Consider the following 26,875-nt stretch of genomic DNA (forward strand, 5'->3'; position numbering starts at 1 on the left):
CGGGCGATGGTCGAGAGGGCGTCGGCGTCGTCCTGCGTGGGGCAGGCGACCCGGACGATCTGGCAGCCGGAGGCCGTGAGCTCGGCGATCTGCTGAAGGGTGGCGCCGATATCCGACGTACGGGTCGTCGTCATCGACTGCACCGACACCGGGGCACCGCCCCCGACCGCCACCGGACCGACCTGGATCCGCCGGGTCACGCGCCGCTCGGCGATCGGCCGGAGGGGTACCTCGGGGACACCCAAGGGCACGGCGGTCATGAGATCACTCCCGGTTCCCGGAGGCCGTCTCACGCATGGCGCGCAGCGACTCCTTGAGCGAGCCCATGGTGGCGAGGACGGCGGTGGGCTCGTAGCCGCAGTGCGCCATGCAGTTGGCGCAGCGCGGGTCCTTGCCGCGGCCGTACTTGTCCCAGTCGGTGTCCTCGATCAGCTCCCGGTACGTGGGGACGTACCCGTCGCTCATCAGGTAGCAGGGGCGCTGCCAGCCGAAGAGGGAGTAGTTCGGGATCGCCCACGCGGTGCACGGGAAGTCGACCTTGCCCTCCAGGAAGTCGAGGAACAGCGGCGAGTGGTTGAGCCGCCAGCGGCGCCGGTTGCCGCCCGCGAAGGCCTTCCTGAACAGCTCGCGGGTCTGCTCGACGCCTAGGAAGTGCTCCTGGTCGGGGGCCTTCTCGTAGGCGTAGGCGGGCGAGATCATCATCTCGTCGACCTTCAGGTCGTCGTTGAGGTAGTTGAGGACCTCGATGATCGTCTGCGGGGTGTCCGTGTTGAAGAAGGTCGAGTTGGTGGTCACCCGGAAGCCGCGCCTCTTGGCCTCCTTGATGGCCTCCACCGCCTCGTCGAACACACCCTCCTTCGCCACCGACTCGTCGTGCCGCTCACGCAGGCCGTCGATGTGCACGGCGAAGGCGAAGTAGGGCGAGGGCCTGAACCTGTCCATCTTCTTGCGCAGCAGCATGGCGTTGGTGCACAGGAAGACGTACTTGCGCTTGGCCACCAACTGCCGGACGATCTCGTCGATCTGCGGGTGCATCAGGGGCTCGCCGCCGGCGATGGACACCATGGGCGCGCCGGACTCGAGCACCGCTCCGACAGCCTGGGCGACCGGCATGCGCTGCTTGAGCACACCGGCCGGGTGCTGGATCTTGCCGCAGCCCTCGCACTTGAGGTTGCAGGCGAAGAGGGGCTCCAACTCGACGATGAGCGGAAACTTGTCCCGCCTGCGAAGCTTCTGTTCGGCCAAGTATGTAGCGACCTTGATGGACTGACGCAGCGGCATGGCCATCTGGCTCACCTCCTGGGGAGCAGCAAAGAACGGTGCCATTCGAAGAAAGCAGGCAGGACGGAACGAAGGACGCGGAAAGCCGATATTCCACCGCGCAACGTGCCGATCCGGACGAGTTCATGTTCTGGAGCGTCCACGACCACCCGTACGGCCGCAACCGGGCGCTCACCGGCGCGCACGGCGCTCAGGAGCGTGGCCGCCGACTCCATGTCGACCGCGATTGCGCCGGTCGAGAGCAGCTCGGACCGTTCCTGACCACGGATGACGTGGTCGGACCCGGTGACCGGGCCGGTGTGGACGGTGCGGCCGGGGACGGTGCGCACGAGTTCCTTGACGAGCAGGTCGGTCCCGACGCACGGAACGGTTCCCCCCGGATCCCGGGTCTCCTCGGCGACGACCAGATCGCCGGGGTGCATGCCGGGGGCGAGCCCCGCGCAGAAGCCCGTGGCGAGCACAGCGGCCCCGCTGAGGGCCGGGTCGGCCAGGACCCGGGTGACGGACCGCTCCGCCGCCTTGGGTCCCATGCCCGTACGGAGCACGGTGACGGGCCCGCCGGCGCCGCCGCGGTCGCTCGTGCGCAGGGCGAACTGCTCGATGCCGAGCGCACAGGCGATCAGCAGCGGGGCCGGAGCGGGCTGTGGGCTCATCAGCTCCCCTTGGCCTCGGCGAGCGACTCCCCGGGGTTGCCGGACTTCTTGGGCCTCTCCGGTACCTCCGACACCTCCGACTTCTCCGGCATCTCCGACTTCTCGGCGAAGGGCTCACCGTGCACGTACCGGCCGAGCGCGGTCAGCGGGAAGACCTGCCGGTACAGGTGGTAGTTGATCGAGAAGTCCCACGGGAACCCGGTGCCGGTGAAGTACGGCTCGTCCCAGGAGCCGTCCTCCCGCTGGGTCGCCGCGAGCCACTCGACACCGCGCTCGACGGCCTTGGAGTCCTTCTCCCCCGCGGCCAGCAGCGCCATCAGTGCCCAGGCGGTCTGCGAGGCGGTGGACGCGCCCCTGCCGCTCCACTCCTTGACGTACTTGTAGGAGCGCAGGTCCTCGCCCCAGCCGCCGTCGTCGTTCTGGACGGACTCCAGCCAGGCCACGGCGCGGCGGATCGCCGGGTGCGAACCCGGGAAGCCGGCGGCCACCAGGGCGGGGACGACCGACCCGGTGCCGTAGACGTAGTTGACGCCCCAGCGCCCGAACCACGAGCCGTCCGGTTCCTGCTCGGCGAGCAGCCACTCGATGCCGCGCCGGGTGCGCGGATCGTGGGCGAGCCCCTCGACCGCGAGCATCTCGACGACGTGTGCGGTGACGTCCGCCGACGGCGGGTCGATGACCTCGCCGAAGTCGCAGAACGGCAGCCGGTTGGGGAACGGGCTGGTGTTGTCGACGTCGAAGGCGCCCCACGCCCCGTTCTTCGACTGCATCCCGAGGTTCCAGCGCACCCCGCGCCCGATCGCCCGCTCCACCCGCTCCGGGTCGTGGTGCTTGACGCGGCGCAGCGCGAGAACCACCTCGGCGGTGTCGTCGATGTCGGGGTAGTTGTCGTTGTGGAACTCGAAAGCCCAGCCTCCCGGCGGCAGTTGGGGCCGCTTCACCGCCCAGTCCCCGGGCCGGACGATCTCCTCGCCCAGCATCCAGTCCGCGGCCTTGACGAGCTGCGGATGGTCGGCGGGCAGGCCCGCGTCCGCGAGCGCGATGGTCGCCAGGCACGTGTCCCAGACCGGCGACTGGCAGGCCTCGATCATCCTGGCCCCGTCCTCGCGCCAGACGGCGAAACGGTCCAGCGACGCCAACCCCTCGCGCATCACGGGATGTTGGAGGTCGTAGCCCAGCAGATGCAGGGCGATGATCGAGTACACCGCCGGCGGCTGGATACCGCCCCAGCAGCCGTCGTTCTCCTGCCGCTCGATGATCCAGCGGGCCGCCCTGTTCATGGCCGCCTTGCGCAGCCTGCGCGGGGCGACCTTGCGCAGCCGGTGCAGCGCCTTGTCGAGCCGCTGGAAGGCGCCGTCCCAACTGGCCGCCGGAGCAAGGGGCTTGGCGGGACTGGGGTTGGCCGGGTCGGTGTGCAGTTCGTCGAGCGGGAACGGCGCGGGCCGTACCGGGCGCTGCGCGGAGACGATCGTCAGCGGGACGATCGTCTGCCGGGCCCAGCACCCGAAGTCATAGATGTTGAGCGGCACCCACGTGGGGAAGTAGATGAGCTCCGGCGGGAGTTCGGGCAGGTCCTCCCACTTCCACCAGCCGAACAGGGCCAGCCAGATGCGGGTGAAGACCCGGGCGGCGGCGATGCCGCCCTGCTCACGGATCCAGGCGGATGCCTTCGCCATGTGCGCGGCGTCCGGCGCGTCGCCGGCCAGACGGAGGGCGACGTACGCCTCGATGGTGGTGGAGAGTTCGCCGGGTCCGCCGTGGAAGGTGCCCCAGGTGCCGTCCTCACGTTGCTCGCCGCGGATGAACAGGGCGGCGGCCCGCGTGGTGTTCTCGTCGCGGATGCCCAGGAACTGGCGGAGCAGCAGGTCCTCGGCGTCCATCGTGACGTTCGTCTCGAGGTCGCCCTTCCACCAGCCCTGGGCGTCCTGCCTGGCCAGCAGGAAGTCGGTGGCCCGCCGGACCGCGCGTACGGCGGCTTCGTGGACCCCGGCCGCCACGGGGTTCTCGGTGTCGGTGTCGCTGGCCGCGGCTGCCCGGGGCGGCAGTGCCCCGGTGCTTCCGTCGGTCGTCGCTGTCATGGCTTCCCCTTCGTGCAGTGCTCCATGTGTTGCGTCTGCTGTGGGTCCGCCGTCGGCCGGTGCGCTGCTTCCCGCCGCACCGGCCGGCGACTACGCGAGGGCTATTCGACCGATATTGATCATCTCTTTTCGCCCGGTGGTACTCATCTCTTTCGTACGACGACGAAGGCGGCGAGCGCCGTGAACTGTGCCCGCACCCGGTCGGGCATGTCGACGGCGTCGAGGGCCTCGACGGCGATGGTGTGCTGACGGCGTGCCTCTTCGGCGGTCCACTCGCGCCCGCCGGCCTCCTCGATGAGCGCGGCGCGAGCGGCGAACTCCTCCTCGGAGAAGTTCTCGAAGTCGCTGCTCTTGGCGTCGGCGGCGAGGATCTCGCCGAGCCGGTCGGAGGCTTCTCCGCCCGCGGCGAGCGCGGCCACGACCGGCAGGGACTTCTTGCGCTGGCGCAGGTCGCTCCAGGTCTGCTTGCCGGTGGAGACCGGGTCGCCCCAGATGCCGAGGAGGTCGTCGACGGCCTGGAAGGCGAGGCCCAGGTGGTAGCCGTACTTCTCCAGGGTGTCGGCCGTGCGGTCGTCCGCGCCGCCGAGCACGGCGCCGATGGAGCTGGCGCAGGCGAGCAGGGCGCCGGTCTTGTTGCCCTCCATCTCCAGGCACTCCTCGACGCTGACGCGGTCGCGGTGCTCGTAGGAGATGTCCTGCGCCTGGCCGTCGATGAGGGCGCGGGTCGCGGTGGTCAGGCGGCGGGTGGCGCGGCCGGCCTCCACCGTCCCGAGTTCCAGCAGGACCTCGTTGGCGAGGGCGAACAGGGCGTCGCCGACCAGGATGGCCTGGGCGGGTCCGTGCACCTTCCAGACGGTGTCTCGGTGGCGGCGCTGTTCGTCGCCGTCCATCAGGTCGTCGTGCAGGAGTGAGAAGTTGTGGACGAGTTCGACGGCCACGGCGCCGGGGATGCCGACCTCGGGCGCGGCGCCGGTGACCTCGGCGGAGAGCACCGCGAGGGCGGGGCGTACGGCCTTGCCGCCGTCGCCAGCCGTGGGCTTGCCCTCGGCGTCGATCCAGCCGAAGTGGTAGGCGGAAACGGTGTCCATGGGAGGGGCCAGGCGATCGATCGCGGCCCGCAGTACCGGGGTGGCCAGGGTCCTACCGCGCTCCAGGAGCGCGGTCACGTCCACCGCGGTCTCTCGAGCGGCCTTCTCGGCCGGGGGCACAGTGGGCACAGTCTCTCCTCTTGTTGCGGTACCGGGGGTGCGGGGGCCTGCCGCGCCGAGCTGATGGATCATCAGGCTGCCTCCTCCACGTCGAAGAGGTGACTCGGGCGGGGCCGGCCCAGGGCGCTCAGCGCGGCGCCGGCCGCACTCACGCCACTGCGGACCGCACTCTCCATGGTCGCGGGCCACCCTGTGGCGGTCCACGCTCCGGCCAGGTACAGGCCGGGTGCCTTGCTACGGGCGCCGGGCCGCAGCCGCCCGACGCCTGGGGTGGGAGCGAACGTCGCGGTGCGCTCCCTGGTCACGAAGAAGTCCTTCACCTGGGCGCCGCGGGCGGCGGGCAACAGCCGCTCCAGCTCGGGCAGGTACCGCTCGCGCAGCGTGGCGACGGGCTCGTCGATCTCGTCCTGCGCCGCCGACTGGGACAGCGCGAGGTACTGACCCTCCCGGAGTCCGGAGGCCTCGGTGCGGTCGAACACCCACTGCACGGGGGTGCCGAGGGCCGCGAAGAACGGCCGTCTGAGCACCTTGCGGTCGTACACGACATGGACGTTGAGGATCGGCGCGGTGCCGATCTCCAGCAGTTGCTCGGGGGCGTCGAGGGCACCCGCGGGCAGCAGGTCGTACGCCTCGCGCTGCGCCACCGCGAGCACGACGGCGTCCGCGTGGAGCGTCTCGCCGGGAACCTGGACGCCCCAACGTCCGTTCCCGTCAGGGGAGATGGAGGTGACGCGTGTACGGATCTCGGTGCGGACGCCCGCGGAGTCGAGCGCCTTGCGTGCCAACCGGTCATGCAGGTCACCCAGCGGGACGCGCGCCCAGCCGATGTCGGCCGCGCCCGGGTCGGACAGCAGGCCGGTCTTGAACACCATCGCGGCGAGCCCCAGCGAGGCATCGGACGCGACCGCGTTGAGGGTGGCGACCCCGACCAGGTCCCACAGGGCCTCGACGGCACGGTCCGACTGACCGTGCGCGGCCAGCCAACTGCCGAAGTCCTGGTCGTCCAGGGCCGGATCGGCGAGGTCGAGTCCCTTGAGCGCGAGCGCGGCACGCCCGACCTTGGCGCGGTCGGCGAGCGACAGGTGCGGATATGTCGCGAGGCTCCGGCCAAGGTGCAGGGGGACGGGCAGCGCGTCGCGCCGCAGCCTGCCGAGCCGTCGCCCCTCGGGCCGGGTGACGTCGAGCACGGGCACGTCGAGGCGATCCTGCAACGGCGCCAGCGCCGCCCCGCCGATGCGGTCGAGGAACCAGCGGTAGGCGGTGCAGCAGCGCAGGTACACGTGCTGTCCGTTGTCGACGGTGAGTTCGCCGCGCTGGAAGGAGAAGGCGAGGCCACCGAGCCTCGGCCGGCCCTCGACCAGGGTGACGCGCACCCCGGCGTCGGCGAGCGCGAGCGCGGCGGTGACGCCGGCGAGCCCGCCGCCGACCACGAGGGCGTGCTTCCCGGGCCCCCCGGGATTCTCCGGGCGTCCGGGGAGGTGCGCGGGCGGGCCCTGAGGCCGCGTGCCGTCGGTCATCGTGCACCCTCCCCTGCGCGAAGACCGCCGTGCCGGTACGTGAACGCCGCACGGCCGGTCGTCTCAGTCAGGGACGCGGCCGGGCGACGGAGGGTTGCCCGCCGCTTTTCGCCGGTGGCATCACCTTGGACCGGAATGTCCATCAGGCACGCCTCCTGACCGTACGACTGACGGTACGACGGGTCACATGCCGGGCGTCCAGACCGCTCAGGCCGCGCACGGCGACGTACGCCTTCTCGCGCCCGGGCAGCGAGACCCGGCCGCGCAGCACGGCCTCGGGGTCGCGCTCGATGCGGTCGAGGAGGCGGCGGTAGATGCCGGCCATGGCGGCGACGCAGGCGCCGCTGCGCCGGTCGAGCATGGGCAGCAACCGGTAGCCCTCGGCGAAAAGAGCGCGGGCCCGACGCACTTCGAAGTGCACGAGGCCCGCGAAGTCGGAGCCCTCCGGTGGTGTCGGCCCGCTGAAGCCGACCGAGCAGCCGAATTTGGCGAGGTCGTCGGAGGGCAGATAGGTACGCCCGCCTTCGCCGTCCTCGCGGACGTCCCGCAGGATGTTGGTGAGCTGGAGCGCCAGCCCGAGCGTGTCGGCGTACTCCGGCGCGCGCTCGGCGCCGCGCACGCCCGGTTCCGTGCCGAACACGCCGAGCGAGAGCCGCCCGATGGCGCCTGCGACACAGCGGCAGTAGACCTTGAGGTCGTCCCAGGTCTCGTAGGTCTCGCCCCGTACGTCCATCAGGACGCCGTCGATGAGTTCGTCCAGGCCGCCGAGCGGGATCGGGAAGGTGTCCGCGGCGTGCGCGAGGGCGACGGCCACGGGGTCGATGTCGTCCTCGTCGACCGCCCGGTCGCGGATCCGGGTCAGCAGTTCCCGGGTGTCCTCGAGTCGGGCGACCTTGACCTCGTCGGTCAGCGCGCCGTCGCCGATGTCGTCGACGCGGCGCGAGAACGCGTACAGCGCCGACATCGCGCGGCGCTTGGGCGTGGGCAGCAGACGGATGCCGTAGGCGAAGTTACGGGCCTGCTGTCCGGTGACGGCCTCGCAGTAGCGGTAGGCGGCGAGTACCGGTGCGGACGCGTGTGGTGCAGACTCCACGGTCCGGATCACCCCTCTCCTCGCAGAGTCACGCCCACCTCACGCAGCAACTGGAGCTTGCTGGCCTTGGGCGGGCCGGGAAGTACGTCGTGTTCGGCGGCGGCGATCGCACGGATCGCCGCCCTTCCCCCCGCCACGAAACCCGCGAGCAGCAGCCTGAGCCTGCCGTGGACGCTACCCACCAGCGGGGTGCCCTCATTCAGGAGGTTCTGGGCGCGTTCGGCTTCATATGCAACCAGTGCGCGCACCGATGCGCCTGCCGTTTTCGCCGCGAGATCGGTTTCCTGGACGTGAAAGCGTTTCATGTCCGCGGCGGGCAGATAGATCCGGTCACGGCCGAGGTCCTCGGCGACGTCCTGGAGGTGCTCGACGATCTGGAGCGCGGTGCACACGGCGTCGGAGCGGCGGATCCGCTCGGGGGTCTCGGTGCCGGTGACGGCGAGCACGAGACGGCCGACGGGGTTGGCGGACAGTTCGCAGTAGGCAAGGAGATCGTCGTAGGTCTCGTACCGTCCGACGAGCTGGTCCTGGCGGTTGGCGGCGATCAGGCCGAGGAAGGGCTCGGGGGTCAGCGAGCGGCGGCGCACGGTCGGCTGAAGGCGGCGCAGCAACGGGTGGCGCGGGGTCCCGTCGAAGACCCGGCGCAGGTCGGCCTCGAAGGCGTCGAGCAGGACGAGGGGGTCCTCGGCGTCCTCGGGCGACACTCCGAGCAGACGGGCGTCGGCGCCGCCGGGAGCGAGGTCACCGTCGCCGATGTCGTCGACCAGGCGGGCGAATCCGTAGACGGCCATGAGGTCGGCGCGCCAGGCCCTGGGCAGGAAGAACGGCGCCACGGGGAAGTTCTCCGCGGCGGCCTTGTCGAGCGTGCCGCGCTCCGGGTCAGCTGCGCGTGTGCTCGTTCCCGTCACCGTGGACTGCCCGGCGCGGGGACGGCACATGCTGCGTGGAGCTGGGGAGTTTCCGTAGCCATTGCCGTCACATCTCCCGTTCTACACCGCCGACCCAATGCACACTATTTCGGACACGCCGCCCGGCTGTCCGCACCGCAGCCCTGAGAGGGTGTCGTTCCTTATCGCCCTACTTGCCGCGTTTCGGTACCGGTACAGCTTACGTTGTACAACGGGGCGGGGCCGCTGAGGGTGTCCTGCACATCACAACAACGCACCGATTGGCGTCAAGATTCCTACGCCCGACCGGAGTTGACGCTTCCTTTGCAGACGCGGGCCCCACCGGGCAGTTCCGGCGGGGCCCGGTCAAGCGTGCTGGGCCGTACGGCCCATGTCCGGGTGGACTACTTGCCCGTGAACTTCTCGTACTCCTTGAGGACCTCGTCCGTCGGCCCGTCCATGCGCAGCTCGCCGCGTTCCAGCCACAGGACGCGGTTGCAGGTGTCGCGGATCGACTTGTTGTTGTGACTGACGAGGAACACGGTGCCGGCTTCCTTGCGCAGCTCGCGGATGCGTTCCTCGGAGCGCTTCTGGAACTTGCGGTCACCGGTGGCCAGCGCCTCGTCGATCATGAGGACGTCGTGGTCCTTGGCGGCGGCGATGGAGAAGCGCAGCCGGGCCGCCATGCCGGAGGAGTACGTACGCATCGGCAGGGTGATGAAGTCGCCCTTCTCGTTGATGCCGGAGAAGTCGACGATCTCCTGGTAGCGGGCCTTGATCTCCTCGCGGGACATGCCCATGGCGAGCCCGCCCAATATGACGTTACGCTCGCCGGTCAGGTCGTTCATCAGCGCCGCGTTCACACCGAGCAGCGAGGGCTGGCCGTCGGTGTAGACCTTGCCCTTCTCCGCCGGGAGCAGGCCGGCGATGGCTCGCAGCAGGGTCGACTTGCCGGAACCGTTGGAGCCGATCAGGCCGATGGCCTCGCCGCGGTAGGCGACGAAGGAGACCCCGCGCACGGCGTGGACCTTGCGTACGCCCCGCTCCTCGCCGCGCTTGAGGATGCGGCTGAGGGCGGCGGTGGCGCTGCCCTTGCCGGTCTTGGCGCCGTTGACGCGGTAGACGATGTGCAGTTCGTCCGCGATGACGGTCGGGACGCGCGGACCGTCCTTCTCGAGCTCAGCCACGGCCGTACCTCTCCTCCGCCTTCCAGAAATACACGAAGCCGCCGACGGCGAACAGCACGGCCCAGCCGAGCGCGGCCGCCCAGACGTGGTCGGGCAGGTTCCCGGAGTCGTAGCCGTCGATGAGGGCGAAGCGCATCAGGTCCATGTAGATGGCGGCCGGGTTCCACTGCAGGACGGTCGCGATCCACTGGGGCTTGCCCTCCAGCATGATCGGGATGGAGAACATCACGCCGGACGCGTACATCCACGTACGCATCACGAACGGCATGAGCTGCGCCAGGTCCGGCGTCTTGGCGCCCGCCCGGGCCATGATCATGGCAAGACCGGTGTTGAAGAAGAACTGCAGGACGAGCACCGGGACGATCAGCAGCCAGGACATGGCCGGGTAGCTGCCGAAGATGAGCGCCACGGCGAACAGCACGATCATCGAGAACAGCAGCTGCTGGAGCTGCTGGAGCGCGAAGGAGATCGGCAGGGAGGCGCGCGGGAAGTGCAGCGCGCGGACCAGGCCGAGGTTGCCGGAGATCGCGCGGACCCCCGCCATCACCGAGCTCTGGGTGAAGGTGAACACGAAGACGCCCGTGACCAGGAACGGGACGTACACCTCGCGGTTCATGCCCCGGTCGGCCTCGAGGATCAGGCCGAAGATGAAGAAGTACACGGCCGCGTTCAGCAGCGGCGTGGCCACCTGCCAGAGCTGGCCGAGCTTGGCCTGGCTGTACTGGGCGGTCAGCTTCGCCCGCGAGAACGCGAGGATGAAGTGCCGCCGGTCCCAGAGCTGGCGGACGTACTCGAACAGCGAGGGGCGGGCGCCGCTCACGGACAGCCCGTACTTGGCGGCGAGCTCTGCCGCCGTGAGGCCCTCGTCGGGCGACGGAGGCGCGCTCACCGCGACTCCGCCGTCGTGCCTTGTCTCACTCACCAGTGGAAACTTTCGTCTTCGAGATGCGCAGCCTGTGCGGGCATGGCATGAACCTGAGGCCGGGGTGAGGCCCGGTTGCTCGCAGGGTCGAGCTTGTCAGATGACGGGAGGTCGGCCCAGTCGAGTCAGCCGCCACACCGTACGCCACTTCATGGGCTTACGGGGACCGCACGGGGTGGTCCAGCCTTCCCGGAATCCGCCGAACCATGCCTTGAGGGCGGGGCGGGAGGGGCGGCGGACGAGGGTGAGCAGCATCCACACGCCCAGATAGACCGGGACGAGGAGGGCGGGGAGGTTGCGGCGGGCGAGCCAGACGCGGTTGCGGGCGACCATGCGGTGGTAGACCGCGTGCCGCGAGGGCGCGGTCGTCGGGTGGTACAGCACCATGTCGGACCGGTAGTCGATCATCCAGCCCGCGTCGAGGGCCCGCCATGCCAGGTCGGTTTCCTCGTGGGCGTAGAAAAATTCGTCCGGGAGCCCGCCGACTTCGGCGAAGACCTGGGTACGGACGGCGTTGGCGCCGCCCAGGAAGGTGGTGACCCGGGAGGAGCGCATCGGGTCGGAGGCCCGCAGCCGGGGGACGTGGCGGCGCTGGGTGACGCCGGTGTCCGGGTCGGCGATGCGGAAGCTGATGATGCCGAGCTTCGGGTCGGCCTCGAACGCCTTGCGGCACAGCTCGGCGGTGTCGTGGTGGGCGAGGAGGCCGTCGTCGTCGAGGAAGATCAGGACGTCGACGTCGCGGCCGCTGGGTCCGAAGGCCTCGATGCCGACGTTGCGGCCGCCGGGGATGCCGAGGTTCTCGGGCAGCTCGATCGTGCGGACGCCCTCGGGGACGTCGGGGACCGGGGAGCCGTTGCCGACGACGACGACCTCGACCCGGTCGCCGTCCTGCTTGGCGACCGAGTCGAGGAGCGCGCGCAGCTCGTCGGGGCGGTTGCCCATGGTGATGATGACCGCGCCGACCTTCAGCGGGGAAGCCGGTGAAGAGTCCATGCCGCTCACTTCAGCCTGCTCGACGCGAGGATGGACACCAGGTGCAGCAGGGTCTGCAGCAGCGCGATGCCGGCCAGCACCGCGACGCCGAGCCGGGTGAAGAACAGGTCGCCGCGGATCTGGTCGGCGATCGCGAGGGCCAGGATCAGCAGGGACGCCTCGATGCCGAGGATGAGACGGTGGAACTTGAGCGCGGCGGCGGCCTTGCGGGCCAGCGCCATGCCGGAGGAGCGCATCTCGGCGGCGGCCTCCTTGACCGGCGGCAGACCGCCCTGGTGCCGGGCGACGCCGACGAGGTCGGTCTCGGCCTTGATCAGGATGGCGCCGAGGGCGGCCAGGGTGCCGAGGAACGCCCACAGCCAGTCGATACGGCCGCTGCCCCACAGGTCGGCGGCGCGCAGGCCGAAGCCGACGAGTACCGCGGCGTCGGTGAGGTAGGCGCCGACACGGTCCAGGTAGACGCCGTTGAGGGAGTACTGCTTCTTCCAGCGGGCGATCTCGCCGTCGACGCAGTCCAGCAGCAGGTAGAGCTGGACGCACAGCACGCCGAGCACGGCGCCCGCGATCCCCGGCACCAGCAGTGCCGGGGCCGCGAGGACGCCGCAGACGGTCATCAGGTACGTGAGCTGGTTGGGCGTGACCCTGGTGTTCACCAGGTAGCGGTCGACCCGCAGGGACACCTCGCGCATGTAGAGGCGTCCCATCCAGTGCTCACCGCTTCGCCGGTCCTTCACCCCCGCGGGGTGAACGACGGGGCGGAGTTCAGCTACCGATGGCCTTGACATAGTCGGCGTAGATGTCCTTGATCTGGTCGGTTGTCAGGTCGAGGTGTTCGAGGATCGTGTAGCGGCCGGGCCGGGTCTGCGGAGCGAACTCCACGGCACGGACGAACTCGTCGTCCGTGAAGCCGATCTCCTGCGGCAGTACCGGCAGCCCGTGCCGACGCAGCACCTCGGCCATGAAGGCCGACTCCTCGTGGGCTCCCCGCAGGTACATCGCGAAGGCCGCGCCCAGACCGCACTGCTCGCCGTGCGCGGCGGCGCGCTTGGGGAACAGCAGGTCGAACGCGTGGTTGATCTCGTGGCACGCACCGGAGGAGGGGCGGGAGTCGCCCGACACCGACATGGCGATACCGCTGAGCACCAGCGCCTCGGCCAGTACCTGCAGGAAGTCGGTGTCTCCTATGCCGCCGGGGTGCCGGAGCACCGCCTCGCCGGCCTGGCGGGCGATCGCGGCGGCGAGGCCGTCGATCTTCTCGCCCTTGACACGGTGGGCGAGTTCCCAGTCCGCGATCGCGGAGATGTTGGAGATGGCGTCGCCGATGCCGGCGCGCACGAAGCGGGCCGGGGCCTCGTGGATGACGTCCAGGTCGATGACGACGGCGATCGGGTTCGGCACACCGTACGAGCCGCGGCCGGCGTCGTTGTCGAGGGTGGCGACCGGCGAGCACAGGCCGTCGTGCGCCAGGTTCGTCGGTACGGCGACCAGGGGCAGGCCGACGCGGGCCGCGGCGAACTTGGCGCAGTCGATGATCTTGCCGCCGCCGAGGCCGACGACCGCGTCGTAGTGGCCGGCCTTTATGTCGCCGGCCAGCCGGACCGCGTCGTCGAGGGTGCCGCCGCCGACCTCGTACCAGCTGGCGCCGGGCAGCGCGGGAGCGAGCCGCTCTCTCAGCTTGGCACCGGATCCGCCGCTGACCGCGACGGCCAGCTTGCCGGAGTGCGAGATGCGTTCGTCGGCGAGCACACAGGCCAGGTCGTCGAGGGCACCCGGGCGGATGTCCACGACGACCGGCGAGGGAATGAGCCGGGTCAGTACTGGCACGCGATCTCCCGTCCGCGGGCGAGATCGTCGTGATTGTCGATCTCCACCCACTTGACGTCGCCGATCGGCGCCACGTCGATCCGGAAGCCGCGGTTGACGAGCTCCTGGTAGCCGTGCTCGTAGAACTGCTGCGGGTCGGTCTCCCAGACGGTCTTCAGGGCGTCGGCCAGCTCGGGGGCGGCGTCGCCCTCGATGAGGGTCACGCCGATGTACTCGCCGGTGGCCTCGGCGGGGTCCATCAGCTTGGTGATCTTCGTCATGCCCTTCTCGGGGTCGACGACGACCTTCATCTCCTCGTCGGCCAGGTGCTTGACCGTGTCCAGGGCGAGGATGATCTTCTTGCCGTCACCGCGGGCGGCGAGCAGCGTCTTCTCGACGGAGACCGGGTGGACGGTGTCGCCGTTGGCGAGGATCACGCCGTCCTTGAGGGCGTCACGGCCGCACCACAGGGAGTAGGCGTTGTTCCACTCCTCGGCCTTGTCGTTGTCGATGAGGGTGAGCTTGAGGCCGTACTTCGCCTCCAGCGCTTCCTTGCGCGCGTACACGGCCTCCTTGCGGTAGCCGACGATGATCGCGACCTCGGTCAGGCCGATCTCGGCGAAGTTGCCGAGGGTGAGGTCGAGAACCGTGGGTTCGCCTTCTATGCCCGCGGGCCCCACCGGCACCAGAGCCTTGGGAAGGCTGTCGGTGTAGGGGCGCAGACGCCGTCCGGCGCCGGCCGCCAGCACGAGGCCGATCATGCGGGTTCTCCTTCATCGTGTACGGCGGGCGCGCCACCCTGGTGGGCGGCCACCCAGAAGCGGATGCTCTCGACGAGCACCACCAGGGCCACGGCCACGGCGAGGACCGTGAGCGCGACCGTGAACTGCGAGGCGGAGAGCACCGCGGCGAGGACGGTGACGAGCAGCGTCCGTCCTTCGTGCCCCCCGATGGAGCGCACCAGCCAGGCCGGGGGCGCTCCGGCGTTGCCGCGGATGCGGTACACCGTGTCGTAGTGATGGTAGGCGACGGCCGCCACCAGCCCGAAAGCCGCAGGAAGGGCTCCGTTCACGTCCGCCTTGGCGGCGAGTACCAGGACGGTGCCGTATTCGGCGGCGCGGAAGAACGGCGGGACCAGCCAGTCGAGGGCGCCCTTGAGGGGCAGGGCGACGGCGGCGGCCGAGGTGAGGACGTACAGGGCGGCGAGCGCGACGGGCAGGAGGCTGCCGTAGCCCTCCAGGGCGGCGGCCAGCACCACCAGGGCGGCGCCGGGCAGGGCGACGAGGGCGCGGGAGCCGAACGGCCCCTTGGCGGGCAGCCTGCGCAGCAGCGATGCCAGGCCGGCCGCGAGCGGGCCGCTGTCCGCGAGGTCGGCCAGCGCCTTGGCGGCCCGGTCGGTGCGGTGGGCCTTGCGGGTCAGCGAGCGCAGGACGCGGCCCGCCGTCGTGTACGTCGCGGCGAAGGCGCAGCCGATGAGCAGCGCGTAGAAGGTGATACGCGGAGTGGTGACGGCCGTCAGCACCGCGATCATCGCCCAGCGCTCGCCGATCGGCAGGACGATCATCCGGCGCACCCACACCGTCCAGCCGACGCTGTCGAGCTTGTCGGAGAGGGCGGCCGTGGGGCTGGTGTTGGCGGTGGCGTCGTGGTTGGCCTCGTTGAAGGAGAAGTCGACGACGTGCCGGCAGGTCTGGAGGACCATCGCGCCGAGGGCGAGGGCCCATACGTCGTCGCCGCCGCGGGCCGCGCCGAGGGCGAGGCCGGCGTAGTAGGCGTACTCCTTGGCCCGGTCGAAGGTGGCGTCGAGCCAGGCGCCGAGCGTGGAGTACTGCAAGGAGTAGCGGGCGAGCTGGCCGTCGGTGCAGTCGAGGACGAAGGACGCGATCAGCAGGACGCCGGCCGCGACGAAGCCGCCTCGGGTGCCGGTGGCCGCACAGCCCGCCGCGATGAGGGCGGTGAGCAGGGAGGCGGTGGTGACCTGGTTCGGGGTCAGGCCCCGGCGGGCGCACCAGCGGGCGATGTAGCGGGAGTAGGGGCTGATGCAGAAGGTCGTGAAGAAGCCGTCGCGGGCTTTCACGGCCGACTTCAGTCGTACGGCCTCGTCGTCCACGGCGGCGACGGCCTGCCGTGCCTCGTTGCGGGCCTGGGGGTCGGCGGGGACGGCGGCGACCATGCTGCCGAGTTCGGGGCGGTGCACGTCGGTGCCGTCGGCGTCGAGGGCGGCGACGACGCGGTCGGCGAGACTGCCGACGGCGAGAGCCGTGCCGCCGCCGGCGGAGGTCTCGCGGGCCATGGCGCGGGTCAGGGCCCGGCGGCCGGCCGCCTGGGCCGTCACGGCGCCCGGGATCGCGGCGAGCGGGAAGCGCGGGTCGGTCAGGCCGAGGCGCAGGGCGTGCAGGTGGCCGACGAAGCGGGCGTCGACCACGGCGACCCGCTCGTCGCCGGGCACCTGGGCGAGCAGGGTCTCGGCGTCGGCCGGATCGGTGGCGACCCGCACGTCGTAGCCGAGGGACCGCAGATCGCCCTCGATCGACGATCCGGGGACCGGCTGACCGGTGAGGATGGCGGTCGACAAAACCGAACTCACTCCCTGGGTTCCGGCGTGTCCGCGCCGGTCATGTCATGTGTGGGGGCGCCCCTTGCCGGTGACGGCCGAGCGGCGTGTCGGCAGAGGCTATCGGACGGTGGGAAGCCGACGTTCACCGCCCGTTCGGCGGAGCGATCGACGTGGTTTGCCCAGAGCTTTGCCGCGATCATCATCGGGGATCCGGGGTCCCGCCCACAAACCCGTGCGCACAGACCGGGGCATCGAGGACATTGCAGGGGCCGCCGGTGCCTCGGCATAGGGTGGGCGACCATGACATGGCTGATCACAGGCGGAGCCGGCTACATCGGGGCACATGTGGCGCGGGCCATGACCGACGCCGGGGAGCGCGTTCTCGTACTGGACGATCTCTCGGCCGGGTTTCCCGCGCGGCTGCCGGCGGACGTCCCGCTCGTCGAGGGCTCCTCGCTGGACGGTGCCCTGCTCAAGCGGGTGTTCGCCGAGCACGCGGTGACCGGTGTGGTGCATCTGGCCGCGCGCAAGCAGGTCGGTGAGTCCGTGGCGGAGCCGACGCGCTACTACCGGGAGAACGTGGGCGGGCTCGCCACGCTCCTGGCGGCGGTGGCCGAGGGCGGGATCAAGCGGTTCGTGTTCTCGTCGTCCGCCGCCGTCTACGGCAACCCGGATGTCGACCTGATCACGGAGGACACCGCGTGCGCGCCGGTGAACCCGTACGGCGAGACCAAGCTCGCCGGGGAGTGGCTGGTGCGGGCGGCGGGCCGGGCGCACGGCATCGCGACCGTGTGCCTGCGCTATTTCAACGTCGCGGGCGCGGCCGCGCCCGAGCTGGCGGACACGGGTGTGTTCAACATCGTGCCCATGGTCTTCGACCGGCTCACCCGGGACGAGGCCCCGCGGATCTTCGGCGACGACTATCCGACGCCGGACGGCACCTGCATCCGTGACTACATCCATGTGGCCGACCTCGCCGAGGCGCACCTGGCGGCGGCCCGGCGGCTCACGGATGCGGACGTGAGCGGTGATCTGACGGTCAACATCGGTCGCGGGGAGGGGGTCTCGGTCCGCGAGCTGATCACCCTCATCGGCGAGGTCACCGGCGACCGGCGCCCCGCCCTCGTGGAGGCCCGGCGCCCCGGGGACGCTCCTCGCGCGGTCGCCTCGGCCGCGCTGGCCGCCGAGGAACTCGGCTGGACGGCTCGGCGCGGGGTACCCGAGATGGTCGAGTCGGCGTGGCGGGGCTGGCTGCTGCACCACGGTGGCCGATCATTCCACCAGCCCTGACCTGCGGATCGTTTCCGCAGGTCAAGGCACATGACAACGGTGTTCAGTGCCGCGTTGCCCGATACCCCCCGCCCGTAGTTCACTGTGATCGCTGATCGGATGTTCCGATCGTCCGACGGACCGCGGAAGGGCGGCTTTCTCATGGGGGCTGGGCACGATCACGGGCACGGGCACACGCACGCGCCGACGAGCGGTACGGCGGCTGCCGCGTACCGCGGGAGGCTGCGCGTCGCGCTGTCGATCACGCTCGGCGTCATGGTGGTCGAGATCGTCGGTGGTGTCGTCGCCGACTCGCTCGCCCTGGTCGCGGACGCGGCGCACATGGCGACGGACGCCGTGGGCCTGGGCATGGCGCTGCTCGCGATCCACTTCGCGAACCGCCCGGCGAGCACCCGGCGCACCTTCGGCTACGCCCGCGCGGAGATCCTCGCCGCCCTCGCCAACTGCCTGCTGCTGATCGGCGTCGGTGGTTATGTCCTGTACGAGGCGATCCAGCGGTTCTTCACGCCCGCGGACACCGAGGGCGGCCTGATGATCGTCTTCGGCGCGATCGGCCTGGTCGCGAACATGATCTCCCTGTCGCTGCTGATGCGGGGCCAGCAGGAGAGCCTGAACGTGCGGGGCGCGTTCCTGGAGGTGGCCGCGGACGCGCTGGGCTCGCTCGCGGTGCTGATCTCGGCGGCGGTGATCCTGGCCACCGGCTGGCAGGCCGCCGACCCGATCGCCTCGCTGGTCATCGGCCTGATGATCGTGCCGCGTACCTTCAAGCTGCTGCGCGAGACCCTCGACGTGTTGCTGGAGTCGGCTCCCAAGGACGTCGACATGGCGCAGGTGCGGGCGCACATACTCGCCCTGGACGGCGTCGAGGACGTCCACGATCTGCACGCCTGGACGATCACGTCCGGTATGCCGGTGCTGTCGGCGCACGTGGTGGTGAGTTCCGAGGCCCTGAACGCGATCGGCCACGAGAAGATGCTGCACGAGCTCCAGGGCTGCCTGGGCGACCACTTCGACGTGGAGCACTGCACCTTCCAGCTGGAGCCGAGCGGGCACGCCGAGCACGAGGCGCGGCTCTGCCACTGAACCGCTGAAACCACCGAAACCACTCAAACCACCGAAACCACTGAAACATCCGTACGGTCCCACAAGACGCCAGTACGGATGGAATGCAGCGATCCGGTGGTCGGTCGCGTCCTCATGCTCACAGCGCCCCCTCGGACGGTTCCGTGCCCGCCGCGCCGGGCACGATCAACTGCCGGGAGTGCCGGATTCGTACGGCACACTTGGGGCGCGAAGACCGACGTGAAGGATGGCTATGCCGATCACACCTGCGACCGCGACACACAGTCCGTCGAACGGCGCCGCAGACGCGATTTTGCTGGAACTGGTCGACGAGAACGGTGTGACGATCGGCACCGCGGAGAAGCTCGCCGCCCATCAGCCGCCGGGGCAACTGCACCGCGCCTTCTCCGTGTTCCTCTTCGACGAGTACGGCCGGCTGCTGCTCCAGCGGCGGGCGCTCGGCAAGTACCACTCCCCCGGCGTGTGGTCCAACACCTGCTGCGGTCACCCCTACCCCGGCGAGGCGCCCTTCGCGGCCGCGGCCCGGCGGACGCACGAGGAACTCGGCGTCTCCCCGTCGCTGCTCGCCGAGGCGGGGACGGTCCGCTACAACCACCCCGACCCGGACTCGGGCCTGGTGGAGCAGGAGTACAACCACCTCTTCGTCGGCATGGTGCAGTCCCCGGTGCGGCCGGACCAGGAGGAGGTGGGCGAGGTCGCGTTCGTGACCGCCGCCGAACTGGCGGAGCGGCACGCGAAGGACACCTTCTCGTCGTGGTTCATGACCGTGCTCGACGCGGCCCGCCCCGCGATCCGGGAGCTGACGGGCCCGTCGGCCGGCTGGTGACGAGCCCTACGGCACCCGCACGGGTTTGAGCGGGACGGCGGCCCAGATCACCTTGCCGCCGCTCGCCGTGTGCTCGACGTCGCACACCCCGCCCGCCTCCCGCGTGATCTCGCGCACCAGGAGCAGGCCACGGCCGCCGGTCCGGCCGTGGTCCGCCTCCAGGGCCGTCGGACGGTAGGGGTGGTTGTCCTCCACGGACACCCGCAGCCACTCGGCGCCGACGGCGACCTCCACGGCGAGCATCGGCGACAGCAGGGCCGCGTGCCGGACGGCGTTCGTGACCAGCTCCGAGACGATCACCAGCAGCCCCTGGACCAGGTCGTCCGCCACCGGCACGCCCTGGCGGTACAGCAGGTCCCGCACGGCGTGCCGCGCCTGCGGGACGGAGGCGTCCACAGCGGGGGCGGTGAACCGCCAGACGCCCTCGTACGGCAGCGGATCCGGCGGCACCTGACCGAGGGACTCGTCCGCACCGCCTGCTGGGCGTGGGCCTGACCCGCGCCCGTGGTTCTCCATCGTCCGGTCGCCACCCTCGCGCTCGATTGTCACCACACGTCGAGTGTTGGTAACGCGCAGGTCCGGCCCGTGGAACTGAACACAAGTCAGCAGGTATCGAGCGTTTGTGACCGTTGGCGTATGACACCGTCAGATGTGGGACCGCTCCTGTCCCACTCGTGCCGACTTGGCGAACTATTCGGGTTGTACGGGTTTGACAGGCTCCTCCTCGCCCGGAGCCCGTCGCGTTCCGCCCTCGTCCGCGAGGCGTTCGGAGACCATGCCGACGATCCGGCGTCCGCCGAAGCCGGTCGCGATCAGACCGAGTCCGTCGAACAGCAGGGCGAGGGAGAAGAAGGTCCCGATCACGTACTTGCTGCTGCTCGGCCAGGAGGCCAGCACCAGGATGCCCAGGAGCAGTCCGAAGGCGCCCTGCACCAGGGTCCAGCCGAATTGCGGGCCGCGCACCACCAGGCTGCCGACCAGTCGGAACACCCCGCCGGTGAGGAACAGCAGCGCGGCGAACATGGTGAGCGCCTCCGCCGCGACCTCGGGCCTGCTGATCACCACCACGCCGGCCGCGACGTTCAGCGCCACGACCACCACGCCGACCCAGAAGAAGTTGGTGCCGCGCGCCTGGATCGCGTGCAGCAGTCCGACGGCGCCGCCGATCAGCAGCAGCCAGCCGAACAGGATCATCGAGGTCAGGGTGGCCACACCGACGTAGACGAGCCCGACGAGACCCGCGACGACCAGGATCACGCCGAGCGCGGCGAGCCAGCTGAAGCCGCGCCGCAGTTTCGCCGCCTCGCCCGTGGGCTTGGTCGAGCCTTCCATCGGTGGCCACCTCCTCGATCGGCCCTCCCCTGCAAGTCCCCTTACAAGTCCCCTTCGCGCCCTGTGTCGTAACTCGGCCCCACGCCCCTCACTGACCGGCCCTTCGGTGTGGGCGGATAGCATCCGGGCCATGGAGCCCCAGCTGCTGCACCGCGTCGCCGACTCGGTCGCCACCGTCGTCATCCACCATCCGGCCAAGCGCAACGCGATGACGGCCGCGATGTGGCGCGCGCTGCCGCCCCTGCTCGACACGCTGGCCGCCGATCCGGCCGTACGGGCGCTGGTGCTGACCGGTGAGGGCGGGACCTTCTGCGCGGGTGCCGACATCTCCACGCTCCAGGGGTCGCCTCAGGAGGCGCAGGGGCTCGCCGTGGCCGCGGAGGAGGCGCTGGCCGCCTTTCCCAAGCCGACCCTGGCGGCGGTCAGGGGGCACTGCGTGGGAGGCGGGTCGCAGCTCGCGGCGGCGTGCGATCTGCGGTTCGCCGAGGAGGGGGCGCTGTTCGGGGTGACACCGGCGAAGCTCGGGATCGTGTATCCGGCGTCCTCCACCCGGCGGCTGGTGTCGCTGGTGGGGCCCGCCACCGCCAAGTACCTGCTGTTCTCGGGCGAGTTGATCGACGGGGAGCGGGCGCTGCGGACGGGCCTGGTGGACGAGGTGCTGCCGGAGGGCGAACTCGGCAAGCGGGTCGTGGAGTTCACCCGGACACTGGTCTCGCGTTCGCAGCTGACGCAGGCCGCGGCGAAGGAGTTCGCGAACGGACGCACCGACCGCGACGACCACTGGGCTCGGCAGGCGCGCGCCGCCGGCGACACCGCAGAGGGCGTCGCCGCGTTCCTGGAGCGCAGGCACCCTCGGTTCACCTGGACGACGGGCGCTACATCAGGCTGAAGCGGCTGTTCGTGCGGAACTCCTCGACGAGGTGGGCGGGCGCCTTCTGCGGGGAGCCGGCGTCGTAGGGCGGCTGCGGGTCGTACTCGGTCATGAGCTGGACGGCCTGGGCGTGCTCGTCGCCGGCGATCTTCCCGACCAGGGTCAGGCCCATGTCGATGCCGGCCGAGACTCCGGCCGCGGTGATGTACTTGCCGTCGGGCACGACCCTCTCGCCCGTGGGCTCGGCGCCGTACTGCGGCAGGAAGTCGAGGGCGAGCCAGTGGGACGTGGCGCGGCGGCCCTCCAGGAGGCCCGCGGCGGCGAGCAGCAGCGAACCCGTGCAGACGGAGGTCGTCCAGGTGCTCGTGGTGTCGGCGGTCCTGAGCCACTCCAGTAGGGCCGTGTTCTGGATCTCCGCGAAGGTTCCCGGCCCGCCGGGCACCACGACGACATCGGGACGCGGCACCTCGGCCAGGGCCTTGTCCGCCGTGAGCGCGAGGAACCCGGTGTCGGCGCGCACGGGGCCCGGCTGCGCGGCGACGAAGTCGACCCGCGCCCGCGGGAGCCGGCTCAGCGCCTCGTAGGGCCCCACGATGTCGAGGGCGGTGAAGCGGTCGTAGAGGACCATCGCGATCTGCATGGGTGGTCTTCCCTTTCGATGGGGCTCGCTGGACGGGTCAGGGGCGGAACCGGCGGCGGTACTCGACCGGGGCCGTTCCGAGGGTCTTGACGAAGGCGCGCCGCATGGCCTCGGGGGTGCCGTAGCCACTGGCGCGGGAGATCTCCTCGACGCCGTCGCCCGTGTCCTCCAGCAGGCGGCGGGCGTGTTCGAGGCGGACGCGGTCGACGTACCGGCCGGGGGTCATGCCGGTCTCGGTCTGGAAGGCGCGGGCGAAGTGGCGCGGGGACAGGCTCGCGCGGGCCGCGAGCGCCTCCACGGTGAGATCGGCGTCGGGGTGCTCGGTGATCCAGCGCTGGACCTCCCGGAGGGGCTCGCGCTGTGCGGTCTGGGCGGCGAGCTGGGCGCTGAACTGGGCCTGGTTGCCGGGGCGGCGCAGGAAGACGACCAGGTGGCGGGCGATGCCGAGGGCCACGTCCCGGCCCAGGTCCTCCTCGACCAGGGCGAGGGCGAGGTCGATGCCCGAGGTCACGCCGGCGGAGGTGGCGACATGTCCGTCGCGCACGTAGATCGGGTCGGGGTCGACCTCGACGGCCGGGTGCTCGCGGGCGAGCTTGCCGCAGTACGCCCAGTGGGTCGTGGCCCGGCGACCGTCCAGCAGGCCCGCCGCGCCGAGCAGGATCGCGCCGGTGCAGACGGAGACCAGGCGCTCGGCGCGGGGGCCGTGCTCGCGCAGCCAGTCGGTCAGGGCGGGATGGGGGCTTCGGGTGCCTTTACCGCCCGGGACGACGAGGGTGTGCGGGGCGGGAGCGTCGGCGAGCGCGTGGTCCGGTACGACGGTCAGGCCGCTGGAGGTGCGGACGGGGCCGCCGTCGAGGGAGGCCGTGCGGATGCGATAGGTGCCCGGCGTGTGCTGCTCGGCCCCCGTGAAGACCTCCAAGGGCCCGGTGACATCAAGGCTCTGGACGCCGTCGAAGAGGGTGAAGAGAACGGTCCGTTGTGCCATGGCACCGATTCTTCGGGGGTGCTCGGAGGGCCGCAATGACGAGTCCCCCACCTTTCCTGCCACGCTCCGGGCGCGCTCCCAGGACGTACCAAGCGGTTGGTAATCTCCGGCCATGACTACTGCCGCCCTTGAGCCCCGCGCCGGTCGCCGCTGCCACAACGTCCTCAACACCCTGCACGCGACGTCGTACTTCGCCCCCGAGCTGGGTCAGGAGCTGTCCGCCGTCGGCATCACCCACCCCAGGGCCGTCAACTTCGCGGTCCGCGCGGCCGCGCTGGGGCCGGTCGGTGCGGGCGCGGTGACGGCGGCGTTCTACAACTACAAGCACGAGCTGGTGGCCCGGCACGTGCCGGCGATCTGGGCGATCGCCTCGCCGAAGGACGTGCTGGCGGCACGCGCGCGTGCGGTCGACGCGGCACTGCGGCGGCTGCTCGGCGCGGATGCGGTGACGTCCCCGGAGATGGCGCAGGCCGCACGGCTCGCGCTCCGGGCCACCGAGGCGTGCTCCCGCAGCGCCCGGCCGCTGTACTCGGCCCACGCGGACCTGCCGGTTCCCGAGGAGCCGCACCTGGCGTACTTCCACGCCGCCACCCTGCTGCGCGAGCACCGCGGCGACGGGCATCTGGCGGTGCTGGTGTCGGCGGGGCTCGACGGGCTGGAGGCCGTGGTCACCCACACCGCGACCGGCAAGGGCATGACACCCAAGTGGGTGTGCGCCACCCGCGGCTGGACTCAGGAGGACTGGGACGCGGCGGCCGGACGGCTGCGCGACCGCGGGCTTCTGGACGACGCGGGCGGGCTGACCCCGGAAGGTGTCGCCCTGCGCGAGGAGATCGAGAACGAGACGGACCGCCTGGACCGGGCACCGTACGAGCACCTCGGGGCGGCGGGGGTCGCACGGCTCACGGAGCTCGGTACGGGGTTCGCGCGGGCGGCGGCTGGGGCGGGGGCGTTCCCGGCGGACCTGATCGGCAAGAGGTGACCGGCACCGGCACCGCTGACACGACATCGACCGGAGCCCGGTCGGCCGAAACGAACCCGTGGGCACCCCTCCCGCATGGCCGGGCCGCACTGCGGTACCCGGGCCCCGACCGGCCGTCGTGGCCGGCGAGAGGAAAGGTGAATCACGTGTTCCGTGCAATCGCAGACGTGTTGCGACAGATCGGCGGCGCCATCGCCACCGTGGTGACGTTGCCGTTCCGGGCGCTGGCCCGGCTCTTCGGCGGCGCCTCGGGCAGTACGCGCAGCCGCAGGGTCTGATTCCGTCCCGGCGCGACCGGCCGGGTTGCCGCCCTGAGCCCCGGTTGCCGGTGTCACCTGCCACAATTGCCGCGCAACCTCAGTGAGAAGGCGGGACGGGATCGTGACGACACCCCTCGTAGGGTCCATCGAAGGCAGGATCGCCGCGGAGCTCGGCGTACGGGAGCGGCAGGTGAAGGCTGCCGTGGAGCTGCTCGACGGCGGTTCGACGGTGCCTTTCATCGCCCGCTACCGCAAGGAAGCGACCGAGATGCTCGACGACGCGCAGCTGCGCACGATCGAGGAGCGGCTGCGCTACCTGCGGGAGCTGGAGGAGCGGCGGACGGCCATCCTCGACTCCGTGCGCGAGCAGGGCAAGCTGACCGAGGAGCTTCAGGCGCGGATCCGCGGCGCCGAGACCAAGGCGCGGCTGGAGGACATCTACCTTCCGTACAAGCCCAAGCGCAGGACCAAGGCGCAGATCGCGCGCGAGGCCGGTCTGGAGCCCCTCGCCGAGGGGCTGCTCGGCGATCCGAGCGTCGAGCCGCTGGCGGCTGCCGCCGCCTTCGTGGACGCCGACAAGGGCGTCGCCGATCCGCAGGCCGCCCTGGACGGCGCCCGGGCGATCCTCACGGAGCGGTTCTCGGAGGACGCCGACCTGATCGGCGAGCTGCGCGAGCGCATGTGGGTGCGCGGGCGGCTGGCCGCCAAGGTGCGCGAGGGCAAGGAGGAGGCCGGCGCGAAGTTCGCCGACTACTTCGACTTCGTGGAGCCCTTCACCGAGCTGCCCTCGCACCGGATCCTGGCCATGCTCCGGGGTGAGAAGGAGGAGGTCCTCGACCTCGTCCTGGAGCCCGAGGAGCCCACGGACGGTCCCTCGTCGTACGAGGGGATCGTCGCCGCGAAGTTCCGGATCGCCGACCGCGGCCGTCCCGGCGACAAGTGGCTGACGGACACGGTGCGCTGGGCCTGGCGGACCAGGATCCTCGTGCACCTCGGCATCGACCTGCGGCTGCGGCTGCGCACGGCCGCCGAGGACGAGGCCGTGGGTGTCTTCGCGGCCAACCTCCGCGATCTGCTGCTCGCCGCCCCGGCCGGCACGCGCGCGACGCTGGGCCTGGACCCGGGTTTCCGTACGGGCGTGAAGGTCGCGGTGGTCGACGCGACCGGCAAGGTCGTCGCGACGGACGTCATCCACCCGCACGTCCCGGCGAACAAGTGGGACGAGGCGATCGCGAAGCTGGCGCGGCTGGCGAAGGAGCACGCGGTCGAGCTGGTCGCGATCGGCAACGGCACGGCGTCCCGCGAGACCGACAAGCTCGCCGGTGAACTCATCACCAAGCACCCGGAGTTGAAGCTCACCAAGGTGATGGTGTCCGAGGCCGGCGCCTCGGTTTACTCGGCCTCGGCCTTCGCCTCGCAGGAGCTGCCCGACATGGACGTGTCGCTGCGCGGCGCGGTGTCGATCGCCCGTCGGCTCCAGGACCCGCTGGCCGAGCTGGTGAAGATCGACCCGAAGTCGATCGGCGTCGGCCAGTACCAGCACGACCTGTCCGAGGTGAAGCTGTCGCGCTCGCTGGACGCGGTGGTGGAGGACTGTGTGAACGGCGTGGGCGTGGACGTCAACACGGCGTCGGCGCCGCTGCTCGCCCGGGTCTCCGGCATCACCTCCGGGCTGGCGGAGAACATCGTTTCGCACCGCGACGCGCACGGGCCGTTCAAGTCCCGGCAGGAGCTGAGGAAGGTGGCCCGGCTCGGCCCGAAGGCGTACGAGCAGTGCGCGGGCTTCCTGCGCATCCGCGGCGGCGACGACCCGCTGGACGCCTCCAGCGTGCACCCGGAGGCGTATCCGGTGGTGCGCCGGATGGTGAAGACGACCGGCCAGGAGGTGGCCGCTCTCATCGGCAACACGGGCGTGCTGCGGTCGCTGCGGCCCGACGACTACGTGGACGAGACGTTCGGTCTGCCGACCGTGACGGACATCCTCAAGGAGTTGGAGAAGCCCGGACGCGACCCGCGGCCCGCCTTCAAGACGGCCACCTTCAAGGAGGGCGTCGAAAAGATCTCCGACCTGGCGTCCGGGATGGTCCTGGAGGGCGTCGTGACGAACGTGGCCGCCTTCGGCGCGTTCGTGGACGTCGGTGTCCACCAGGACGGGCTGGTGCACGTGTCCGCGATGTCGAAGACCTTCGTCAAGGACCCGCGGGACGTGGTCAAGCCCGGTGACATCGTCAAGGTGAAGGTCCTCGACGTCGACATCCCGCGCAAGCGGATCTCCCTGACGCTGCGCCTCGACGACGAGGCGGCTCCGCAGGGCCAGCAGGGCGGGGGCGGCGGCGAGCGGCGGCAGCTCAGCGGCAACGGTGCGGTGTACGTCCAGGCGTCGGAGGAGAAGCTGTGAGTCACTACCCGGGCGCGGGGCCCACGATC

At 71.0% G+C, this 26,875-nt stretch carries 27 protein-coding genes; 7 read left to right on the forward strand and 20 right to left on the reverse strand.

Going from position 1 to position 26,875, the window contains the following annotated elements:
• The 16 genes from ABZ078_RS40055 to ABZ078_RS40130 form a co-directional block, all read right to left on the reverse strand.
• Positions 1 to 260: flavodoxin-dependent (E)-4-hydroxy-3-methylbut-2-enyl-diphosphate synthase (locus ABZ078_RS40055; RefSeq protein ID WP_356583451.1), on the reverse strand; the 260-nt coding region annotated here is incomplete at its 3' end.
• 4 nt (positions 261 to 264) lie between these two features.
• Positions 265 to 1,287: an adenosyl-hopene transferase HpnH gene (gene hpnH, locus ABZ078_RS40060; protein WP_356583452.1), complete on the reverse strand. Its 1,023-nt coding sequence runs from the start codon at positions 1,285 to 1,287 to the stop codon at positions 265 to 267.
• Between the two features lie 5 nt (positions 1,288 to 1,292).
• A complete protein-coding gene (locus ABZ078_RS40065; RefSeq protein WP_356583453.1) occupies positions 1,293 to 1,934 on the reverse strand; it encodes a 1-hydroxy-2-methyl-2-butenyl 4-diphosphate reductase in 642 nt (213 codons plus the stop codon).
• Positions 1,934 to 4,012 (reverse strand): squalene--hopene cyclase, encoded by a 2,079-nt coding sequence (gene shc, locus ABZ078_RS40070; protein ID WP_356583454.1) that lies wholly within the window; start codon positions 4,010 to 4,012, stop codon positions 1,934 to 1,936. The genes ABZ078_RS40065 and shc overlap by 1 nt, the downstream gene beginning before the upstream one ends.
• 143 nt (positions 4,013 to 4,155) lie before the next feature.
• Positions 4,156 to 5,292 carry a polyprenyl synthetase family protein gene (locus ABZ078_RS40075; protein WP_356583455.1) on the reverse strand — a complete coding sequence of 379 codons (1,137 nt, stop codon included), beginning with the start codon at positions 5,290 to 5,292 and terminating at the stop codon, positions 4,156 to 4,158.
• Complete coding sequence (gene hpnE, locus ABZ078_RS40080; RefSeq protein ID WP_356583456.1) at positions 5,292 to 6,737, reverse strand: hydroxysqualene dehydroxylase HpnE; 1,446 nt, start codon at positions 6,735 to 6,737, stop codon at positions 5,292 to 5,294. Before hpnE ends, ABZ078_RS40075 begins: the two co-directional genes overlap by 1 nt.
• Entirely contained in the window at positions 6,734 to 6,880 is a 147-nt protein-coding gene (locus ABZ078_RS40085; RefSeq protein WP_356583457.1) for a DUF6380 family protein, read from the reverse strand. Before ABZ078_RS40085 ends, hpnE begins: the two co-directional genes overlap by 4 nt.
• Positions 6,880 to 7,842 carry a presqualene diphosphate synthase HpnD gene (hpnD, locus tag ABZ078_RS40090; protein WP_356583458.1) on the reverse strand — a complete coding sequence of 321 codons (963 nt, stop codon included), beginning with the start codon at positions 7,840 to 7,842 and terminating at the stop codon, positions 6,880 to 6,882. The genes ABZ078_RS40085 and hpnD overlap by 1 nt, the downstream gene beginning before the upstream one ends.
• A complete protein-coding gene (gene hpnC, locus ABZ078_RS40095) occupies positions 7,839 to 8,738 on the reverse strand; it encodes a squalene synthase HpnC (protein ID WP_356583459.1) in 900 nt (299 codons plus the stop codon). Before hpnC ends, hpnD begins: the two co-directional genes overlap by 4 nt.
• A 383-nt stretch (positions 8,739 to 9,121) precedes the next feature.
• Entirely contained in the window at positions 9,122 to 9,904 is a 783-nt protein-coding gene (locus ABZ078_RS40100; RefSeq protein ID WP_356583460.1) for an ABC transporter ATP-binding protein, read from the reverse strand.
• A complete protein-coding gene (locus ABZ078_RS40105; RefSeq protein ID WP_356583461.1) occupies positions 9,897 to 10,826 on the reverse strand; it encodes an ABC transporter permease in 930 nt (309 codons plus the stop codon). The genes ABZ078_RS40100 and ABZ078_RS40105 overlap by 8 nt, the downstream gene beginning before the upstream one ends.
• Before the next feature lie 96 nt (positions 10,827 to 10,922).
• Positions 10,923 to 11,819, reverse strand: a complete 897-nt coding sequence (locus tag ABZ078_RS40110; protein WP_356583462.1) for a glycosyltransferase — start codon at positions 11,817 to 11,819, stop codon at positions 10,923 to 10,925.
• A 5-nt stretch (positions 11,820 to 11,824) separates the two neighbouring features.
• Positions 11,825 to 12,604: a CDP-alcohol phosphatidyltransferase family protein gene (locus ABZ078_RS40115; protein WP_356583463.1), complete on the reverse strand. Its 780-nt coding sequence runs from the start codon at positions 12,602 to 12,604 to the stop codon at positions 11,825 to 11,827.
• Positions 12,582 to 13,643 carry an iron-containing alcohol dehydrogenase family protein gene (locus ABZ078_RS40120; RefSeq protein WP_356583464.1) on the reverse strand — a complete coding sequence of 354 codons (1,062 nt, stop codon included), beginning with the start codon at positions 13,641 to 13,643 and terminating at the stop codon, positions 12,582 to 12,584. Before ABZ078_RS40120 ends, ABZ078_RS40115 begins: the two co-directional genes overlap by 23 nt.
• On the reverse strand, positions 13,631 to 14,383 hold the full coding sequence (locus ABZ078_RS40125; RefSeq protein WP_356583465.1) for a phosphocholine cytidylyltransferase family protein: 753 nt from the start codon (positions 14,381 to 14,383) through the stop codon (positions 13,631 to 13,633). Before ABZ078_RS40125 ends, ABZ078_RS40120 begins: the two co-directional genes overlap by 13 nt.
• Positions 14,380 to 16,197: a DUF5941 domain-containing protein gene (locus ABZ078_RS40130; protein WP_356583466.1), complete on the reverse strand. Its 1,818-nt coding sequence runs from the start codon at positions 16,195 to 16,197 to the stop codon at positions 14,380 to 14,382. Before ABZ078_RS40130 ends, ABZ078_RS40125 begins: the two co-directional genes overlap by 4 nt.
• A gap of 282 nt (positions 16,198 to 16,479) precedes the next feature.
• Between ABZ078_RS40130 and galE the strand changes: the two genes are divergently transcribed.
• The 3 genes from galE (at position 16,480) to idi (ending at position 19,378) form a co-directional block, all read left to right on the forward strand.
• Positions 16,480 to 17,469, forward strand: coding sequence for a UDP-glucose 4-epimerase GalE (gene galE, locus ABZ078_RS40135; protein WP_356583467.1), 990 nt, complete (start codon positions 16,480 to 16,482; stop codon positions 17,467 to 17,469).
• Between the two features lie 141 nt (positions 17,470 to 17,610).
• The gene (locus ABZ078_RS40140) at positions 17,611 to 18,552 is read left to right on the forward strand and encodes a cation diffusion facilitator family transporter (protein ID WP_356583468.1); all 942 of its coding nucleotides are present in this window, start codon (positions 17,611 to 17,613) and stop codon (positions 18,550 to 18,552) included.
• Positions 18,553 to 18,784: 232 nt separating this feature from the next.
• Positions 18,785 to 19,378: an isopentenyl-diphosphate Delta-isomerase gene (gene idi, locus ABZ078_RS40145; RefSeq protein WP_356583469.1), complete on the forward strand. Its 594-nt coding sequence runs from the start codon at positions 18,785 to 18,787 to the stop codon at positions 19,376 to 19,378.
• A 6-nt stretch (positions 19,379 to 19,384) separates the two neighbouring features.
• Here the strand turns inward: idi and ABZ078_RS40150 are convergent, their stop codons facing one another.
• Both ABZ078_RS40150 and ABZ078_RS40155 read right to left on the reverse strand, forming a co-directional pair.
• Positions 19,385 to 19,894 (reverse strand): ATP-binding protein, encoded by a 510-nt coding sequence (locus ABZ078_RS40150; RefSeq protein ID WP_356583476.1) that lies wholly within the window; start codon positions 19,892 to 19,894, stop codon positions 19,385 to 19,387.
• A 174-nt stretch (positions 19,895 to 20,068) separates the two neighbouring features.
• The gene (locus ABZ078_RS40155; protein ID WP_356583470.1) at positions 20,069 to 20,710 is read right to left on the reverse strand and encodes an HdeD family acid-resistance protein; all 642 of its coding nucleotides are present in this window, start codon (positions 20,708 to 20,710) and stop codon (positions 20,069 to 20,071) included.
• A 130-nt stretch (positions 20,711 to 20,840) separates the two neighbouring features.
• On the opposite strand from ABZ078_RS40155, the gene ABZ078_RS40160 reads away from it, so the two are divergent.
• Positions 20,841 to 21,599: an enoyl-CoA hydratase/isomerase family protein gene (locus tag ABZ078_RS40160; RefSeq protein ID WP_356583471.1), complete on the forward strand. Its 759-nt coding sequence runs from the start codon at positions 20,841 to 20,843 to the stop codon at positions 21,597 to 21,599.
• On the opposite strand, the gene ABZ078_RS40165 is transcribed toward ABZ078_RS40160, so the two are convergent.
• Positions 21,586 to 22,221 carry a DJ-1/PfpI family protein gene (locus ABZ078_RS40165; RefSeq protein WP_356583472.1) on the reverse strand — a complete coding sequence of 212 codons (636 nt, stop codon included), beginning with the start codon at positions 22,219 to 22,221 and terminating at the stop codon, positions 21,586 to 21,588. The genes ABZ078_RS40160 and ABZ078_RS40165 overlap by 14 nt on opposite strands.
• Positions 22,222 to 22,258: 37 nt before the next feature.
• Positions 22,259 to 23,206, reverse strand: a complete 948-nt coding sequence (locus ABZ078_RS40170) for a GlxA family transcriptional regulator (protein ID WP_356583473.1) — start codon at positions 23,204 to 23,206, stop codon at positions 22,259 to 22,261.
• Between the two features lie 112 nt (positions 23,207 to 23,318).
• On the opposite strand from ABZ078_RS40170, the gene ABZ078_RS40175 reads away from it, so the two are divergent.
• The 3 genes from ABZ078_RS40175 (at position 23,319) to ABZ078_RS40185 (ending at position 26,846) form a co-directional block, all read left to right on the forward strand.
• A complete protein-coding gene (locus ABZ078_RS40175; RefSeq protein WP_356583474.1) occupies positions 23,319 to 24,188 on the forward strand; it encodes a hypothetical protein in 870 nt (289 codons plus the stop codon).
• A gap of 146 nt (positions 24,189 to 24,334) precedes the next feature.
• On the forward strand, positions 24,335 to 24,466 hold the full coding sequence (locus ABZ078_RS40180; RefSeq protein WP_266450389.1) for an LPFR motif small protein: 132 nt from the start codon (positions 24,335 to 24,337) through the stop codon (positions 24,464 to 24,466).
• A 103-nt stretch (positions 24,467 to 24,569) separates the two neighbouring features.
• Entirely contained in the window at positions 24,570 to 26,846 is a 2,277-nt protein-coding gene (locus ABZ078_RS40185) for a Tex family protein (RefSeq protein WP_356583475.1), read from the forward strand.
• The last annotated feature ends 29 nt before the right edge of the window (positions 26,847 to 26,875 follow it).

This window comes from Streptomyces sp. NPDC006385, from assembly GCF_040612485.1.
Classification (GTDB): domain Bacteria; phylum Actinomycetota; class Actinomycetes; order Streptomycetales; family Streptomycetaceae; genus Streptomyces.